Source organism: Acinetobacter sp. TUM15064 (genome assembly GCF_008980265.1).
In the GTDB taxonomy this organism is placed as follows: Bacteria; Pseudomonadota; Gammaproteobacteria; order Pseudomonadales; family Moraxellaceae; genus Acinetobacter.
This window is the reverse complement of sequence record NZ_BKFU01000006.1, coordinates 1-17949: the sequence shown is the minus strand read 5'-3', so window position 1 is coordinate 17949 and position 17949 is coordinate 1. Positions and strand designations below refer to the sequence as shown.

Sequence of the window (17949 nt, the reverse complement as noted above, 5' to 3'; positions counted from 1 at the left end):
TTTATATTTATTTAATGGAAGAAAACAACCTAAATAAAGCGGATCACTTCATCCATAGCGACTATAGACAAAGAAAAGGATATTGCAAATCAGTAAAAAAAATCCAAGATAATGTGCCATATTGACCTCTTTCGCGTCAGAGTGAGTGGCGATTGATTCAACCTCATTATTGTGCATCATTATTATCAATGTAATTAAAATATGACTCAGTATACATTTTAATTTTCGGATTGAAAGCAATAGACATAAAAAAAACCAGTGTTTCCACTGGTTTTTTTAATTTTAGTTCAAATTAGTCATTGAACTTACGACGTGGGCGGTCAAAACCACCTTCAGTGCGTGGACGATCTGAGTTAAATTCACGCTTTGGACGATCTTCACCAAATGTACGCTTAGGGCGGTCATCACCACCAAACGAACGCTTAGGACGATCTTCACCAAAAGAACGTTGTGGATGATCTTCACCAAAAGAACGTTGTGGACGGTCACCAAAACCACCTTCACGGCGTTGTGGACGATCACCAAAATCACGTTTAGGACGGTCACCAAAAGAACCTTCACGACGTGGTTTATAGTCTACACGGTTACCACGGTTGTCATCATTCGAGTCAAAACGCGGCTTATCGTTGAAACCACCTTCGCGACGCGGGCGATCGTTGTTAAATTCGCGACGTGGACGGTCTTCGAAACCACCTTCACGACGTGGACGATCATTGTTAAATTCGCGACGTGGACGGTCTTCAAAACCACCTTCACGACGTGGACGATCGTTGTTAAATTCGCGACGTGGACGGTCTTCAAAACCACCTTCACGACGTGGACGATCGTTGTTAAATTCGCGACGTGGACGGTCTTCACCACCGAATGAACGGCGTTCGCCATCACGACCACCTTCACGACGTTTAAAGTTACTTTCGCCTTCAAAACGACGACCGCCACCAAAACCGCCACGACCGCCATCACGACGACCACCGCCATTGCGACCACGACCACCATCACGACCAGAACGTGCTGGAGGTGGAGATGGCTCTAAACCTTCAATTTCAGATACTTCTAAACGTGCATCTAAGTAGTCTTCTAAAGCACGGATTTTACCGCGTTCACGGTAAGTTGCTAAAGTAATTGCTTTACCAGTACGACCCGCACGACCTGTACGACCAATACGGTGTACATAGTCTTCGTTCTTCATAGGAAGACCGAAGTTAATAACGTGTGAAATTGTTGGTACGTCTAAACCACGTGCAGCAACGTCAGTTGCAACCAAGATTTTTGCACGACCTTCGCGGATGCTACGTAAACGACGGTTACGAACAGTTTGTGGCATTGCACCGTGAAGTGCAACTACTGAGTGACCCGCTTCAGCCAATTCTTCAGCAAGCATGTCTGTGTCTTCTTGTGTAGACGCGAAAACAACTGCTTGATCAAGATCTTCTTCGCTCAACCAGTGAGTTAAAAGTTTTTTCTTGTGCTCGAAACCATCAGTCCAGTGTAAAGTCTGAGTGATATCTGTATTAGTAGAATGACCTGTCTCAATTGCAATACGTTCAGGATCATTCATCATGCGTTCAGCAAGTGTGATGATACGTGGTGCAAATGTTGCAGAGAACATTAAAGTTTGTTTACGGTTTGCAGCAAGGTCGCTAATCGCTTCTAAGTCTTCAGAGAAACCTAGATCAAGCATACGGTCTGCTTCGTCAACAATTAGAGCATCAACTTTGTCTAATTTGATTTGACGACGGTTCACAAGGTCAAGTAAACGACCTGGTGTTGCAACAACAACTTGCGCACCTTTTAACTGTTGGATTTGTTTACCAAATGGCATACCACCCATGATTGCAGCAATACGTGCACCTTTCATGTGGCGAACAAATGCAATTGCGTCTTGGCTCACCTGTTGCGCCAACTCACGTGTTGGGCAAAGAACTAAGATATTCGGTTGAGTAATTGCTTTCATACGTTCTTTGAACGGAACGAAAGTTTCTTGGCCTGCAAGTGCGTTTAACGTTGGTAATAAAAACGCTGCAGTTTTACCTGAACCAGTTTGGCTCGATACTAAAAGGTCTTTACCGTCTAAAGCTGCAGGAATAGATTGTTCCTGAACTGGCGTAGGAGACGTAAATCCTAGGCTTTGTAGAGCTTGTTGTAACGATTCGTGTAAAGGAAATTCAGCAAAAGTCTTGCTCATAGAGTATTTCACCCGAAAAATGGGTGCTCCATTAAAAATAAAATCAGATGGACATCGGCAAAAAGCGGCACAGCAATAATCGCTGAAAATATAGAATCAGCGGCGATCCGAGAACGACGATGCGTATAACGCACATTTGATTACAGCCGCAACCTGAAGGAATCGCTTAAGCGATTGGGTGGGGCGCGAAATAATGTCCTCTCTTTGGACCGGACGCGCATACACAATGATAGAAGAGAATGTTCAGGTAATGAACGAAATTTAGTGCGTGGGCGGAGTATAGCAGGATATTTTCAAAAGTCACCTCTTTTCTTAAAATTGATACAATATTTTTATCAAACATTGAATAAATACAGGTTTTCACTTCAATTTTTTTGACCATCTAGGAAAAAATTAAATAGCATTCTTCGTTCTCCCCCTCCACTATCAGCCATAAAACGCAATTAATTGTACTAGCTCTTGCTCTAATGCTGCCACGATTTGACACGGCAATTGATCGGTGATGACGGTCCTACACGGCAAACTTAAATAGTGATCTATACGCTTATTGATTTTAATGCTCTCTTTTTCTTTATTTGCCTTTAAATAACTGCGTCCTATTTGTCGTTTCACAATTTCTTGAATACAGTATTGCTTGTCTAATGATGACAAAAATAAAAAAAGTATAAGGATCTAAAATGATCTGTTGTTTAAGCCTTAAAGAAAAAGCCCTCTTGTGAGGGCTTTTTCAATGTCTTAAACACGATCTACATGCTATTACTTAGCAGCTTCACCCCAAGCAGGTACAACTGCTTTCATTAGAGGTTTCAACAGCTTCATAGAACATGCCAGTACTTGGCCATTTTCCATAGATTCGCTACCACCACGTGCATCAACCACTGTTCCGCCCGCTTCTTTCACGATCAACTCGCCAGCTGCGATGTCCCAAGGCTTTAAGCCGAGTTCGAAATACGCATCGAAACGACCTGCTGCCACATACGCCAAATCTAATGCTGCTGAACCTGTACGACGGTATTGCGCGCCAGCTTCAGTCACATTTAATAATGACTCAAAATGATTTTTTGCATAAGAAATCACTTCACCATTACGTTTTGCACGGTAAGCATGACCCACAGACATGAATGTATTTTCAAGACTGTCTTTCACGTTTACGCGAATACGGCGTTGATTCATCATGGCACCACGGCCACGACTTGCAGAGAACAACTCATCTTTCACAGGGTCGTAAATCACGCCGTGTTGAGTAATGCCTTTATGTTGAACTGCAATAGAGATACAGAAGTGAGGAACACCGTTAATGAAGTTTAGCGTGCCATCAAGTGGGTCAATGATCCAACACCAATCTGCGTCGTGACCTTTACCTTCTTGAAGACCAAACTCTTCACCAAGGAAGCTGTGATTTTTATAACTTTTACGTAGGGTATCTATCGCCAATTGTTCCAAATAACGGTCTACACGCGTTACAGGACCATCAATTCCTTTTTCTTCGACTTGTAGATCGAGCTTATGACGATTTTGATGCGCTTTTAAAAGCTCTTGACCGACTAATTGAGCCGCACGCGCAGCCATCACCACCATAGGTTCCATTGAACACCCACTACAATCTGAAGATATTGATAAAGAATAATGCATAAAAGCCCGCATATCTTAGCAAAGATCGGGGCTTTTAGGGAAAAAATGTTTCTAAAATTTAAAAACGGCGTTTACACCATATGTACAAGTTTTAACCATGCTTGGCGTACTGAACGTTCAATGCCTTCGGCATCTAGTCCGGCCTGATGCAACATTTGCGCATGCGTGGCTTGATGCATAAAGGTATCTGCTAAACCAAGATTTAACATCGGTTTCACGATTTGAGCCTGTGCCAAATATTCATTCACTGCACTACCCGCACCCGCCATCACCGCATGTTCTTCAACCGTCACAAATAAAGCCGTTGAGGGCGCTAAAGTCGTAATCATTTTTTCATCAAGCGGCTTCACAAAGCGCATATTTACCACACGAACCGCCAAATCTTGTTCAGCCAATTTCTGTGCTGCTTCTACTGCGGCCTGAACACGACTACCAAAGGCAAGAATGCTAATAACGTCATCTTGGGCATCATTAAAACTCGCGACAATTTCAGCCTGACCAATTTCCATCGGAGTCATCTGTTGTTGAATCTCAACTCCGAGACCATTGCCACGCGGGTAACGCACTGCGGCAGGACCATTGTATAAATAAGCAGTATGCAACATTTGACGACATTCATTTTCGTCTTTTGGCGCCATAATCACCAAATTCGGTACGGTGCGCATGAAAGCATAGTCATAGGCTCCAGCATGAGTCGGTCCATCTTCACCCACTAAGCCTGCACGGTCGATACCAAAGGTAACATCTAGGTTCTGTAGGGCCACATCATGAATCAATTGATCATAGCCACGTTGCAAGAAAGTCGAGTAGATTGCAACCACAGGTTTTAAGCCTTCACACGCCATACCCGCTGCCAAAGTCACCGCATGCTGTTCTGCAATCGCGACATCAAAAAAGCGCTGTGGGTACTGTTTGGCAAAACCCACCATACCTGAGCCTTCACACATGGCAGGGGTGATCGCTAACAAACGCTCATCTTGTGCGGCTTCATCACATAACCATTGACCAAAGACATCTGAGTACTTCGGTGCAGTATTGCTAGATGCTGTAGCATTTATTTTTGTAATTGCATGATATTTAATTTGGTCAGCTTCAGCTGGGGCAAAGCCTTTGCCTTTTTTGGTATAGACATGAATTAAACGTGGCCCTTTACGTTTTTTCAATGCGGTAAAGACTTGTGTCAACTGCTCGACATCGTGCCCATCGAAAGGCCCAAAGTAATCAAAACCAATCGCTTTAAAAACGTTGTCGGCCGCATCTGTGGCTGCACTATGTAAGCGCGAGTTATAAGTCCATTCAGGATGTGGCTGCACATAGGCTTCGCCATCATCTGAAATATTAATGGACTGTCCACTTTCCCAAATTGAAGCCAGATGTTTTGCAAAACCACCAGTACTACATGAAATCGACATATCGTTGTCATTCAGTACCACCATCAGGTCCGCATCATGCGCAACTGCATCGTTCATGGCTTCAAAGGCCATACCTGCAGTCATCGCCCCATCGCCAATGATTGCGACCACTTCACAAGGATTGTTTTGATAACGACGTGCCAGCGCCATCCCCAAACCTGCTGAAATCGCAGTCGAAGAATGTCCAACTCCAAAGGTATCAAATACCGATTCATCACGTGCAGGAAAGGCAGCTAAACCATCTTTGGCGCGAATCGTGGTGAGCTGTTCACGGCGACCAGTCAAGGCTTTATGCGGATAAGCTTGATGACCAACATCCCAAATTAAGCGGTCATTTGGCGTGTTAAAACAATAATGCAATGCCACGGTGAGCTCGACCACCCCAAGGTTTGCACCAAAGTGTCCCCCACTTTGTCCTGCGGCATACAGAATAAATTGACGTAGCTCGTCTGCCACTTGTGCTAATTGACTTTGCTCAAGCAAGCGAAGTTGTTGAGGATGATCAATCGTATCCAACAACGGTGTTACAGGGCGATGAGCTGGTATTTCTGTATACAACATAATATGGCAAAGCCTTCTAAAGCCTGGCAAATCTAGCTAGGTCAAATGGGTAATTCGATCATATCGTCGAATGCTATCACCTTCAATCAGCCATATTTCTAGCGATGCAGTTTTGAGCAGTGCTCTCACTGGGTGTTCGTTTAGTGGATGTGATTATCCTGAATAATCTTACTATTTATCAACTATTATCGTTCGCTTTATACAAAAAAGAAAATCTTCTGCATAAATTCATGGATGCAATTCTACCAATGTCGATGCATTACGCTATACTTTAGCCAATTTCTGAACTATTTACAGGTTTAGCTGTGCCGATTGAATTTGTTGCTACATCCCGTTTACCGACTGCTTTTGGTGAGTTTAACATCACCGTATTTCAAGATCCTAAGACCGGTGAAGAACATGTTGCACTCTCAAAAGGTCTCGATCAGCCGATCACAGAACCCGTTTTAGTCCGTGTTCATTCAGAATGTCTCACAGGCGATGCCTTTGCGTCCTTAAAGTGTGACTGTGGCCCACAATTACAGGCCACGCAAAAACTGATTAATGAAGCTGGACAAGGGGTGATTCTGTATTTGCGTCAAGAAGGTCGTGGCATTGGTCTCACCAATAAAATTCGTGCTTATGCGCTGCAAGACCAAGGGCATGACACCGTTGATGCCAACTTGATGCTCAACTTACCTGCCGATGCACGTCGTTATGACATGGTCAGCATTATGTTGAATCATCTGAAGATTCAACAGGTGCGCTTGATTACCAATAATCCACTGAAGATTGCAGCACTGCAAGAGCAAGGGATCAATGTAGTGGATCGTGTACCATTGACGGTTGGTTTAAATCCCTTCAATGAAGAATATTTAAAGACCAAACATGAGCGCATGGCGCACTTGTACAAGAAAGATGATTTTTAAACTTTGAAAACATGCTCTAAGCCTGCTTTTTTAAAGGGCGACTTAGAGCACTCCAATCATATTAGATGGTCATGGAGAAAATACGACTCTCGGGTCGGCGGCGTTTTAAATGCAAATCAAACGCCATACAAATATTGCGTACAAAGGCTTTGCCTTGCTCAGTCACCCGTATACTTTGTGGCTTAATCTCTAATAAACCATCGTCCTGCATTTCTTCCAGTTGTCCCAAGACCTCAACCAATTCTGGAAATTGCATCTCTGGTTCTGCCCACGACGTTTGAAAGCCACACATCAAATTTAAAATATGACGACGAATCATCAAATCTTCGGCACTTAAAATATGCCCACGATAGACAGGAATTTCATTGTTTTCGAGTCGCGCATAATAATCTTCGAGTTTTTTTTCATTTTGCGCAAAGCTATACCAACTGTCGCTGATTGAGGAAAGCCCTAAACCAATCATCACTTGGGTTTTCGAAGCGGTGTAGCCCATAAAATTGCGATGCAGAGTGCCTGCCTGAAATGATTGGTACATCGCATCACTTTCTAAAGCAAAGTGATCCATGCCAATTTCATGATATCCCTGTGCCAGTAATTTATTCTTTCCTTCCTCATAGCACTGGCGTTTTATTTCATCTTTCGGCACATCATGGTCTTTAAAACCACGCTGTCCATTGCCCTTAATCCAAGGCACATGCGCATAACTATAAAATGCCAAACGGTCTGGGCGTAAACGATTGGTTTGATTAATGGTATTAAGGACATCATCTAGGTTCTGAAAAGGCAGACCAAAGACCAAATCATGTGAAATTGAGCTATAGCCTATTTCACGTGCCCACTGCGTCACTTGCTCAACATGTTCGAAAGGCTGTATCCGATGAATGGCTTTTTGAACCGTTTCATTATAATCCTGCACCCCATAACTGACACGGCGAAAGCCTAGGTCATACAAGGCTTGTAAATGCGCCCGTGTGGTATTGTTGGGATGCCCTTCAAAGCTAAACTCATACTGTTCAGCAATCTCTGCTTGCGCAAGAATACCTTCAATCAATTGAGTTAAATGCATTGGCGAAAAGAAAGTTGGCGTTCCGCCACCCAAGTGAATTTCTTTAATGCGGGGTTTTTCTTCAAGCAAGTCACAATACAGTGACCATTCCTTTAAAACCGCCCGAATATAGGGCTGCTCCATCTCATGCTTTTTAGTCACACGTTTGTGGCAGCCACAAAAAGTACAGAGGCTTTCGCAAAAAGGCAGATGAATATACAGACTGATGCCTTCAGTCGAATTCGATTCAGCAAACGATGTTTTCAGCGTCTGTTTCCATTGCTCTAAAGAAAACTGCGCCTCTTCCCAATACGGCACCGTTGGATAACTGGTATAACGTGGACCAGGAACATTGTATTTTTGAATCAATGAATCGCGCATATTTACCATCAGTTCTTCCGCATTCAGAAGATGCAGCCCATTCTGCATCATCAAACTCGGGTCTGTATTTGGGTTATTCTGCTGAGCTTGGAATCAGAATTCAACCTAGCGAATTAGTCAGATTATTTTTCACATGGTAGCATTTCATTTTTAAATTACTTCGAGACGACTCAATCTGCTGTAAGCCTCTCAGGAAAATATTCTTAATCTTTTTGCTATTTTATGTTTTGATGTAGGCAGTTTTCATCTCTTCCCTTGAGGCTTTTCATGCAGCACCCAACGTCTGCGGATATCCAACGCGTTCGCGAATTTCTCCTCGATTTACAAGCACGTATTTGCTCTGCACTTGAACAACAAGAGTGTGCTGGCGGTGGAACAGCGCAATTTGAAATAGATGACTGGGAACGTCCTGAAGGCGGTGGGGGGCGTTCACGCGTTTTACAAAATGGCACAGTGATTGAAAAAGGCGGGGTGATGTTCTCACACATCAACATTTCTAAACTCCCCGCTTCAGCGACTGAACGCCATCCGCAAATTGCAGGTGCCAAAGCACAAGCCATGGGTGTGTCCTTGGTGATCCATCCGAAAAACCCGAATGTCCCGACTTCACATGCCAATGTGCGCTTATTCGTGGCTGAAAAAGAAGGGCAAGACCCCATTTGGTGGTTTGGGGGTGGTTTTGACCTCACCCCATTTTATCCCAACGATGAAGATGTACTGTCATGGCATCAGACGGCGCATGACTTATGTGCTCCCTTTGGCGCTGAAGTCTATGCCGAACATAAACAATGGTGCGATGACTATTTTTACTTAAAACATCGTGATGAACAGCGCGGTGTCGGCGGACTGTTCTTTGACGATCTTAATCAATGGGACTTTGAAACCTGTTTCCAATATATTCAAGCTGTGGGCAATGGCTATCTGAATGCCATTCTTCCAATCTTCCAGCGCAACCAAGACAAGCCATATAGCGAAGCACAACGCGACTTTCAAATCTATCGTCGCGGTCGTTATGTCGAATATAATCTGGTCTATGACCGTGGTACGCTTTTTGGTCTACAAACAGGGGGACGGATTGAGTCGATTTTAGTGAGCTTGCCGAATTTGGCGGGTTGGTCATATCGACCTGAATGGGAGCTTGATTCCGCTGAGAAAAAACTCACCGATTATTACCTCAAACCCCAAGATTGGCTCAACCTGCTCAAATAGACACACAGGCTTACAATTCTATACCCTCTACGCATGCCCTTTTCACTAGATTAGGGCAGCTTATACATTAAATTTTATATATTTCCCGATCAATTCCCCGTAGAATGACCACTACACAAAGCGTCATTTCTTTGCATTTATTAAAGCATTGTCACAGGTTTAAAACAGCAATTGGGTTCTTTTGAGTTCGCAAAAACCGTAAGCTAAATTAAGTCATTTTCAATGTATTCATTTTAATGACATCAACATTTAGTATCCTCCTTTGCTGTTCTCTGAGGTCCCAAACATGTTCGCAAAAAGAGTTAGCTCGACCACCATGGTTCTTTTCTGCTTTGCTATAGTGTTGCTAAGCTCGATCAGTACCACTATTTTTTCTGAAAGTGCATTCAATGATAATGCTTCCATCAGCATCACCGTATTTGCAGGTATCGGCTTAACCCTGACTGCGGCAAAGCTATTGTTTGATACGATTCACAACATCTGTAATCCATAAGCCCTTCTGCTTCAGAAAAAATAGTCTAACGCTTTAGCCTGAGTCTAATTTGCCGTATATTGAACGGCATTTCTCACATGGACTTGGTGCGATGAGCAAACAATTCGCTGTCATTGGCAACCCGATTGAGCAGTCTCGCTCACCTGAACTGCATCATGCGTTTGCACAAAAAATGGGGCTCGACCTCAACTATAGTAAACGTCTTGCACCGCTCGATGGCTTCCTCGCCAACATCCAAGAATTTTTCGCCCACGGTGGCATAGGTCTAAACGTCACAGTTCCATTTAAAGAGCAAGCTTTTGCTGCCTGCGCAGTCCTCACTGAACGCGCCAAAATCGCAAAAGCAGTGAATACTTTATGGATGGTCGATGGTCAACTGCATGGAGACAACACCGATGGTCAAGGGCTAGTTGATGCTATTCATGCTTTGGACTGGAACTTAGACCAGACTGATGTGCTGATCATCGGTGCAGGTGGTGCAACTCGCGGCGTTATCTACCCACTGGTACAAGCAGGGGTAAAAAAAATTGTGATTGCCAATCGTACCCTTGCACGTGCAGAGCAACTGGTGAGTGACTTAAAAACAGCTGTCCCTCAAGCTGAACTCCAAGCTATCGGCTTAGATGCACTCGATGGTCAGTTTGATCTAGTGATTAACGCAACCTCCGCCAGCCTAAGTGGTGACGCCCTCGTTCTGCCCGAGACACTCCTGTTTCAACATGCCTATGAAATGGCCTATGGCAAACCTTCGACCTTTTTAGACCAAGCCAAAGCACGTGGCGTACTCACCTCAGAAGGCTATGGCATGCTTGTTGGTCAGGCGATTGAATCTTTTTCTATTTGGAATGGCGTCAAACCTAACCTGAAAGATTTTTTATAAAACTCAATAAAAAAGAACCTCCGCAGAGGTTCTTTTTTCACATTACTTCATCTGCTTTTGTACGGATTTATACGTCTCATAATAAGTCGACTCACTAAAGAAGTCATCATGTTCAAGCTTCAAACCTTGCAATGATTTTTCTGTCAATTGACCTTTTAAGTCATCGGCAAATGCTTTAGCAAAAATTTGTGCCGCCTGCGCTAAGTCTGCTTTTTGCTCTGGCTCAATCTCATAGCTATCGGTAAATTTTTCTTGATAGACATGTGCAAAGAGTGCCTGCTTGGTCTTGTATTTTTTAACCAAGTCTTTCCATTGCTGACTTTCTTGTGCTTCGTCTAAGGCATCTTCAACAATATTCGCGACACGTTCGCCCAATTCGTCAAAGTCTTGTTGGTGCTGTAGGACATGTTTTTGACGTAACTGATTCAAACGTTTCAGTGCTGAACCTTTCGGCTCTGCAATATCCATGAACTCATAGGCATACACTTCTGAAATTTCATTGATGGTCGCTGGGCTATAATAACGAATATATTCTGGACGTTGCGCAGCGAATACCAAGGCAAAGGTTGCTTGATATGCTTTTAACTCTGAATGATGACGTGCATAGCTTTGTTTGGAAACTTGCTGGTAATAATCAGAAATGTCTTTAGGTTGCTCTGCCGTATCTGACAATGTTGTCTCAACACTTTGAGATGCGCTAGCGTCTGCACCTAATGGTCCAAGCATGCCTTTCACTACGTTTTCCAGTAATGAACCTTTAGACACTTCCTCAATAGATTTGGCGTTTTTTAAAGCTTGACGGTCAATCGCTGTGGCATTGCCATAATTAAACACCTGATTGGTACTCTTAATTTGTAGCTTACCAATTTGCTCATCGCTGATTACAATGTTGTAATCCATATTTTGCGCACGGCCTTTTTGGTCGAGTGCAACATCCATCACAAATGGTGAACGCTCTGTTCCCAATTGTGCCATGATCGGTGTAATTTCAGCCTGATGTTTTTGCCAAAGTTGTTTAAAACCTTGCGCATCGACCAGTTGCTCAGTTTGATATGCCGTAAAGAGTGGTTTTAGCTCTTCCAAAACATTGATCGCGGCTTGACCAAAACTCTCTGTATCTACCGATTGAGTCACGGCTTTAGGCGCAAGCACATCAATATCTTGATAGTCCCGACATGCCGTCACTTTGCCGATAGGAATATTCTTAGTGTTGATGAGCGCATCACAAGCTTCTTCAGAGAGAGTATTAGATGATGCAGAAGCAGAGACTTCTTCTGTATCCTCTGTCTCATCCTCTGCATAGGCAACATCAGCAGCCGCATCTGTAACCGCATCACTGACAGCATCTACCGCGATGCCCTGCTCATCCCCATCATGTGAACCTAAATGATGTATTTGCTGATTCACTAAACTCGTGACACGCTCAAGTGAGGCATAAGCAGGGTCTTCAGTTGCTACACCTGCGGCAGCCATCTCTGCTTCTTTCGCTGCTTGCATCGCATCATCTGCTGCGCTTGGCGTTTTTTCAGCGTCTTGAATCAGACGCTCGGCATCAAAAGCTTGTATCTGCTGGGTATAGTGCAGTTTGTTGACGTATTCAAATAAGCCCAATTGTACTTGTGCTGTTTCTAAGTCGCCGATATAGCGAATTTTCTTACTCAATCCTGCATCTTTTTCTTGTTTACTCAAACCCACACTATGTACCTGATTTGGCTCTGCCAATGCATAAGGCAAGGCATTCATTTGCTTTAAATATTCTGCAAATTTCTTAAAATCAATATGGCCAAATGCATCTTTATGCTTGGAAAAGTCAATGTATGCAAAACGATCCTGACTTTCACGGTTCACCATGAATGGCATAAAGGCAAAATAGTTGGTGTAAAACTTATAGTCATTAAAATCAACCACCATCGGCAACTGTGCTTGCACTTGTAAGGTTGGCTTTTGATAACTCAACTGCAACGTCAGTGCAGCCAGTTTTTGACGAAAATGTACGGAACCGTTGTAACTAAACTGCAAATCATTGAGTAAATTCACCAATGATTCTGCAATTTGCGTGCGAGCTGAACGTGACTCACCCGTGCTATACAGCGATGCATACGGATTTTGTTCACGCGCAAGCGCATCATACAAGGCCTGCTTCTCTTTAGCTGTAAATGGAATCTTTTGATTTTTTAATAATTGATCTAATTGCTTTTTCAACTCTGGATCTAAGTTCGTTGCATTTGATTGAGCATTGGACTTGGAATTTGACTGAGCCCTAGGCTTTGACTCATTAAAATTAAAATCCGACTGAATCGAGAACTGCCCTTTAAAATCATAACTGGCATTTTCAAACATGGCATTTAGACCATGCGTGGCTTGTTGCCCCAACTGCTGATCTAAAGAAGCATTGGATTTAATGACATGCTGAGTACACCCACTGATACTCAAACCCAATAAACAAAGTGTTATATATTTTAAGCGCATAATACTTGCTGAAAACCTGAGTTAATTATAGTTTATTAAAAAAGTACATGATCAAAAGACCATCGAGTCAGTGTAACAGAACTGTCTTTTTAGATTGATGATTTTATCTACCAATTCGCCTTTCTGACATTTTTTTAGGTCTGATTTATCAATGTATTTTGATACGATGTATGAATAATGAAATGATCGTTTTAAATAATCCAATACTATTTCTAAATTAGGATTACACACATGCCTGCATATAAAGCTCCCTTACATGATATTCGCTTCTTAATGAATGAAGTGCTGGACTATCCTGCACATTATCAAACCCTATCGAATGGTGAAGCTGCCGACGCTGACACGGTAGATATGATCTTAGAAGGTGCAGCAGATTTTTGTGAAAATATTTTATCTCCTTTAAACCAATCGGGTGATGAAGAAGGTTGTACCTTCGACAATGGTGAAGTAAAAACACCAAAAGGCTTTAAAGACGCTTATGACCAGTTTGTCCAAGGTGGCTGGCAAGGTTTGTCTTTCCCTGAAGAATTTGGCGGTCAGAACCTGCCACAATCATTAAACCTGATTAAATCGGAAATGATGGGTACAGCAAACTGGTCTTTCCAAATGTACCCAGGTTTAAGCATCGGCTGTATGAACACCATTTTGCAGTTTGGTACAGACGAACAAAAAAATCTATATATGCCGAACTTAGTGGCTGGTACATGGTCAGGCACTATGTGTTTGACTGAACCACAGTGTGGTACCGACTTAGGTCAAGTCAAAACCAAAGCCGAACCGAATGCTGATGGCACGTATAACATCTCAGGCACTAAAATTTTCATCTCAGCAGGTGAACAAGATTTAACTGAAAACATCATTCACATCGTACTTGCGCGTCTTCCAGATGCACCTGCAGGCACCAAAGGAATTTCACTGTTCATTGTGCCTAAATTCTTGGTCAATGCAGACAGTAGCCTCGGTGAACGTAACCCTGTGACCTGTGGTTCAATTGAACATAAAATGGGTATTCGTGCTTCTGCAACAGCCGTTCTCAACTTTGACAATGCTATCGGTTACTTGATTGGTGAACCAAACAAAGGTTTACATGCCATGTTCACTTTCATGAACACCGCACGTATCGGTACAGCAATTCAAGGCATTGCACATGCTGAGCTTTCTTTCCAAGGTGCACTTCCATATGCCAAAGAACGTATGTCAATGCGTGCACTTTCTGGCAAGAAAGACCCTGAAAAAGTCGCTGATGCCATCATTCACCATGCCGATGTTCGTCGTATGTTGTTGACTCAAAAAGCGATTGCTGAAGGTGGTCGTTCAATGATTTATTATGCAGCGCAAATTGCAGACAAAATGGCCGATGCCTTAGAGCGTGGCGACACTGCAGCATTTGAAGCACATGATGATCACTTAGGTTTCTATACTCCAATTTTAAAAGGCTTCTTAACTGAATTAGGCTTGGAAGCTGCAAACCACGGTATGCAAGTTTATGGTGGTCATGGCTACATTAAAGAATGGGGTATGGAGCAAATTGCACGTGATGCACGTATTGCGACACTGTATGAAGGTACAACAGGTGTTCAAGCACTTGACTTAATCGGTCGTAAAGTACTGCTGACCTCTAAAGGTAAAGTCATTCGTGACTACACCGCTGAAATCCTGAAATTCTGTGGTCAACATGCTCGCAACAAATACATGCGCCGTTTTGCTTGGGACTTAACTAAGCTTTGCGCACAATGGAATGCTTTAACTGTTCGTATTATGCTGGCAGCACGTAAAGACCGTGACATCGTGTCTTCTGCATCTGTAGACTTCTTGATGTTCTCTGGCTATGTGATGATGGCTTATTTCTGGGCTCAACAAGCAGCTGTAGCTTCTGCGAAATTGGCATCAGGTGAAGGCCAAGAAACAGCTGAATTTTATAAAGCTAAAATCAAAGTGGCTGACTTCTACTTTGAGCGTATGCTTCCACGTACCCAAGGTCATGCTGAAGCAATGGTCAATCCTTCAAAAACCATGACTTCCTTGGCAACTGAACACTTTAGCTTTGATTACTAAGCTTAAAATTGAAGATGTCATCTTGTAAATGCATTGCATAACATCAGATGACCTTCATCAAAATTAAAAAAATCCAACTATCTGATGATAGTTGGATTTTTTATTTAAGTCGTGGAATGAGCTTACTTTACAGTGACCGTAATACTGCCAGTATTGGCAGCACCAATCGCTGAGGTTTTGATACTTTCAACAGTGTTTTTGAAGCCTTTGGTATTGACTGAAGCATCAACAGAACCTGAATTAAAGGCTAAATTTGCAGCAGCGTAATTGCTCAATGTGCTATTCAGCTCTTGATAATATTCAGTATCCACACCTGCTGCCACAGAAGCTTCAACACCTGAGTCTAATTGTTGATAATGATGACCATCCATGTTTTTCCAAGCACTCATGGAGGCCTCCAGATCACCACTAAATGCACCAGAACTCACTTGATACACACTACCTTGTTCAAGGGTGATCTCACCCGTATTTACAGCACCAATTGCTGAGGTTTCAATTGTGCCCACGTCATTGATTCCACCCGCCGTATTCACCGTTGCGTCTATGCTATTGGTATTAATAGCTAAATTTAACGCACTTCCATTTTCAGCATTTTGAGCTAAAAGTGCTAGGGTGTCTTGTAAACCAGTATCCACCTGTACATGGTGTCCTCCTCCAGCCAATGCAGCACTTGATAAGAAAGCTACAGATACAGATAAGGCAATTGTTTTGATAGTCTTATTCATCGTTATTTCCTTATACACTCTAAAGTACTCCTCGCTAAGTACTTCTTTTTTATATAATAGGAGCGAGCCTATCTTTTCAATTCAGTTAATCTCGATTCGTTGTTGACCAATAATTTTCAGTGACTGCTGGATTGATATCCCAAAGCAGTTGTGCAGGTTCCTCTGTTTTCACATCGTCTTTCTCTACAGACTTAGACGGCATAGCTTTTTTCTTGCTGATATATTTAATTAAATCCTGCTTGCTCATTTCTGGTTCTGCATCAGGATCCTGAATCAACTCAGACTCTCTTTGTTTCGGAGGACGTGTATCTTTACTGGGTGTATCCGTTAATTTATTTTTTTCATTGGGCGCTGCCCCCTTGTATGGTTGGGCATCCAATAGACTCTTATTGGGGTTTTCAATCGTGCTGTTTTGCTGACTTTCTTTATATTTATGCAGTGCAACCGAACTGCGCGTTAAATTGAGACTGCCAAATTCAGGGGGAATCGCCACTCTGCAACTCTCAAATGTACTCGGGGGAATGACCTGGCTTAACAGCTCAAAGGTTGCCAAATTCAGCATTTGGCGTAATGCAAAATTTGTTGCCTCACGCTCACCTTTGCCGACTTGAATATTCAGTAAAGTGTGTCCAGCAAATCGACCTGCATTCAGACCATAATCCTGTGAAACGATTTGCTTTTGCAGAGAGACGTTTGCAACCACTCGACTGCTACGGGTATCGGTAAGAGACAAGTCCAGACCAACCATTATTCGGGTTTGGCTATAGCTAGGCCCAACACCACCGACTTGCATGTCAAAACCCCCGCCAGGAATAAAATCCAAACTATTGATACTCCCTGTGACGTAATAATCTGAAGCGTGAATATTTCGAGGATCTCGAATCCCCCACTTTGCTTCACTTTCAATAATCCGCGGATCACGTCGGTTTAACAGGCTAACACCAGCTTGGAACAGGGCTGATTGCACCATATCCCCTGCGCCTTGGGTCACCATTTTTCCACTTCCGCCATTGGTGACCACGTCTTTCCCTGTCTGGTCTAAAATGGCCCCTACAGAAAAATTAACATCGGTGCGTAATTGTCCTTTTAAACAAGACAAAGCCATATCAAAAGGGGTAAAGATATCTGTAATTGGAGGACCTTGTACTAAAGTGACAGGCTGTTTATTAGATACTGCGAGTCCCGTACAACCTGTTAGCACTTGACTTAAGGCGACCAACACGCTCGCTGAAGATATTAATCTTCTATTGATTTGAAAACTCAGCATAATGAGACCCCCTGTTGGGTGCTCAAATTAGGGCATGCTGGATTATTTTGATTTGTGGTTGAATTCACTGCTGCTTCATTCACAGCATCACTAGAAATATCAACGCTGTTCTCAGAACCATTCACATTAACGTTACTGGTAGATGAATTTACGGTCCCAATTGAGCTGGTCGATGTGCTATAAATTGTGGTTTTTCCAAGACCTTCATAATAATCTGAGTCCATGAGCTCAATTAAATTCGCTTGGACTAAATTCTCTGTAGAACGTACTGTAGAAGCTTTCCAACGCGTACTCCATTCATCGGACGTTGCATAGGCATTATTCAAGCAAAATAAAAAACATAATCCTATATTAATTACTACTATTTTCATGAACTTAACCTTCCCTATTAACCCATATTATTTTCACACTCTCTGCTTCATAAAATTAAACTCAATACAAATTAAAACCCATTAAACCACATATAAAATTAAAATAACCCAAACAGAATAATAAAATAACAGACAGCCAAAAAAAACCAACCCATCCCATTGTTTTAATTTTTATTGACTGAAACTTGGTATGCTATTTAAAATGTAAATAAAAATTTCAAAATAAATTAAAAACATATTAATAAAAAATCAAAAACATAAATAAAAGAAGAAAACATATTATGTAAACATTATTTATAATTCTATATTTTTATCCAATTAAACGGTTTAAATTCAGTCATTAAATAAAATACTCA

General features: G+C 42.4%; 13 protein-coding genes. 5 read left to right on the top strand and 8 right to left on the bottom strand.

What is annotated here, in order from left to right; all coding sequences use genetic code 11:
• Nucleotides 1–292: 292 nt before the first annotated feature.
• The 3 genes from GBI16_RS03065 to dxs all read right to left on the bottom strand — a co-directional run bounded on the left by GBI16_RS03065 (nucleotide 293) and on the right by dxs (nucleotide 5790).
• Nucleotides 293–2185 (bottom strand): DEAD/DEAH box helicase, encoded by a 1893-nt coding sequence (locus tag GBI16_RS03065; RefSeq protein WP_151706513.1) that lies wholly within the window; start codon nucleotides 2183–2185, stop codon nucleotides 293–295.
• Between the two features lie 756 nt (nucleotides 2186–2941).
• Nucleotides 2942–3772, bottom strand: coding sequence for an inositol monophosphatase family protein (locus GBI16_RS03060; protein WP_151706512.1), 831 nt, complete (start codon nucleotides 3770–3772; stop codon nucleotides 2942–2944).
• 116 nt (nucleotides 3773–3888) lie between these two features.
• Nucleotides 3889–5790, bottom strand: a complete 1902-nt coding sequence (dxs, locus tag GBI16_RS03055) for a 1-deoxy-D-xylulose-5-phosphate synthase (protein ID WP_119064770.1) — start codon at nucleotides 5788–5790, stop codon at nucleotides 3889–3891.
• 305 nt (nucleotides 5791–6095) lie between these two features.
• Here dxs and ribA point away from each other — a divergent pair, with 305 nt between their 5' ends.
• Nucleotides 6096–6698: a GTP cyclohydrolase II gene (ribA, locus tag GBI16_RS03050; protein WP_086208982.1), complete on the top strand. Its 603-nt coding sequence runs from the start codon at nucleotides 6096–6098 to the stop codon at nucleotides 6696–6698.
• 61 nt (nucleotides 6699–6759) lie between these two features.
• Here ribA and hemN read toward each other — a convergent pair whose 3' ends face one another.
• Nucleotides 6760–8124, bottom strand: coding sequence for an oxygen-independent coproporphyrinogen III oxidase (gene hemN / locus GBI16_RS03045; RefSeq protein ID WP_110974095.1), 1365 nt, complete (start codon nucleotides 8122–8124; stop codon nucleotides 6760–6762).
• A gap of 267 nt (nucleotides 8125–8391) precedes the next feature.
• Here hemN and hemF point away from each other — a divergent pair, with 267 nt between their 5' ends.
• The 3 genes from hemF to aroE all read left to right on the top strand — a co-directional run bounded on the left by hemF (nucleotide 8392) and on the right by aroE (nucleotide 10706).
• Complete coding sequence (gene hemF, locus GBI16_RS03040) at nucleotides 8392–9333, top strand: oxygen-dependent coproporphyrinogen oxidase (RefSeq protein ID WP_086208983.1); 942 nt, start codon at nucleotides 8392–8394, stop codon at nucleotides 9331–9333.
• A gap of 286 nt (nucleotides 9334–9619) precedes the next feature.
• Nucleotides 9620–9826: a hypothetical protein gene (locus tag GBI16_RS03035; protein ID WP_086208984.1), complete on the top strand. Its 207-nt coding sequence runs from the start codon at nucleotides 9620–9622 to the stop codon at nucleotides 9824–9826.
• A gap of 91 nt (nucleotides 9827–9917) precedes the next feature.
• Entirely contained in the window at nucleotides 9918–10706 is a 789-nt protein-coding gene (aroE, locus tag GBI16_RS03030; protein ID WP_086208985.1) for a shikimate dehydrogenase, read from the top strand.
• A gap of 42 nt (nucleotides 10707–10748) precedes the next feature.
• On the opposite strand, the gene GBI16_RS03025 is transcribed toward aroE, so the two are convergent.
• Nucleotides 10749–13175 carry a hypothetical protein gene (locus tag GBI16_RS03025; RefSeq protein WP_151706511.1) on the bottom strand — a complete coding sequence of 809 codons (2427 nt, stop codon included), beginning with the start codon at nucleotides 13173–13175 and terminating at the stop codon, nucleotides 10749–10751.
• Nucleotides 13176–13406: 231 nt separating this feature from the next.
• Here GBI16_RS03025 and GBI16_RS03020 point away from each other — a divergent pair, with 231 nt between their 5' ends.
• Nucleotides 13407–15230 (top strand): acyl-CoA dehydrogenase C-terminal domain-containing protein, encoded by a 1824-nt coding sequence (locus tag GBI16_RS03020; protein WP_151706510.1) that lies wholly within the window; start codon nucleotides 13407–13409, stop codon nucleotides 15228–15230.
• 122 nt (nucleotides 15231–15352) lie between these two features.
• Here the strand turns inward: GBI16_RS03020 and GBI16_RS03015 are convergent, their stop codons facing one another.
• From GBI16_RS03015 to GBI16_RS03005, 3 genes are all read right to left on the bottom strand, one after another.
• Nucleotides 15353–15955, bottom strand: a complete 603-nt coding sequence (locus GBI16_RS03015; RefSeq protein WP_086208988.1) for a hypothetical protein — start codon at nucleotides 15953–15955, stop codon at nucleotides 15353–15355.
• A gap of 85 nt (nucleotides 15956–16040) precedes the next feature.
• Nucleotides 16041–17222: a CsgG/HfaB family protein gene (locus GBI16_RS03010; RefSeq protein ID WP_151706509.1), complete on the bottom strand. Its 1182-nt coding sequence runs from the start codon at nucleotides 17220–17222 to the stop codon at nucleotides 16041–16043.
• Nucleotides 17216–17593, bottom strand: a complete 378-nt coding sequence (locus tag GBI16_RS03005; protein ID WP_086208990.1) for a hypothetical protein — start codon at nucleotides 17591–17593, stop codon at nucleotides 17216–17218. The genes GBI16_RS03010 and GBI16_RS03005 overlap by 7 nt, the downstream gene beginning before the upstream one ends.
• Nucleotides 17594–17949 lie beyond the last annotated feature (356 nt).

Excerpts from the sequence above, each read along its gene's own strand:
- GBI16_RS03065 (WP_151706513.1), bottom strand. The coding sequence starts at position 2,185 with ATGAGCAAGACTTTTGCTGAATTTCCTTTACACGAATCGTTACAACAA.
- GBI16_RS03060 (WP_151706512.1), bottom strand. The coding sequence starts at position 3,772 with ATGGAACCTATGGTGGTGATGGCTGCGCGTGCGGCTCAATTAGTCGGT.
- dxs (WP_119064770.1), bottom strand. The coding sequence starts at position 5,790 with ATGTTGTATACAGAAATACCAGCTCATCGCCCTGTAACACCGTTGTTG.
- hemN (WP_110974095.1), bottom strand. The coding sequence starts at position 8,124 with ATGCGCGATTCATTGATTCAAAAATACAATGTTCCTGGTCCACGTTAT.
- hemF (WP_086208983.1), top strand. The coding sequence starts at position 8,392 with ATGCAGCACCCAACGTCTGCGGATATCCAACGCGTTCGCGAATTTCTC.
- GBI16_RS03035 (WP_086208984.1), top strand. The coding sequence starts at position 9,620 with ATGTTCGCAAAAAGAGTTAGCTCGACCACCATGGTTCTTTTCTGCTTT.
- aroE (WP_086208985.1), top strand. The coding sequence starts at position 9,918 with ATGAGCAAACAATTCGCTGTCATTGGCAACCCGATTGAGCAGTCTCGC.
- GBI16_RS03025 (WP_151706511.1), bottom strand. The coding sequence starts at position 13,175 with ATGCGCTTAAAATATATAACACTTTGTTTATTGGGTTTGAGTATCAGT.
- GBI16_RS03020 (WP_151706510.1), top strand. The coding sequence starts at position 13,407 with ATGCCTGCATATAAAGCTCCCTTACATGATATTCGCTTCTTAATGAAT.
- GBI16_RS03015 (WP_086208988.1), bottom strand. The coding sequence starts at position 15,955 with ATGAATAAGACTATCAAAACAATTGCCTTATCTGTATCTGTAGCTTTC.
- GBI16_RS03010 (WP_151706509.1), bottom strand. The coding sequence starts at position 17,222 with ATGCTGAGTTTTCAAATCAATAGAAGATTAATATCTTCAGCGAGCGTG.
- GBI16_RS03005 (WP_086208990.1), bottom strand. The coding sequence starts at position 17,593 with ATGAAAATAGTAGTAATTAATATAGGATTATGTTTTTTATTTTGCTTG.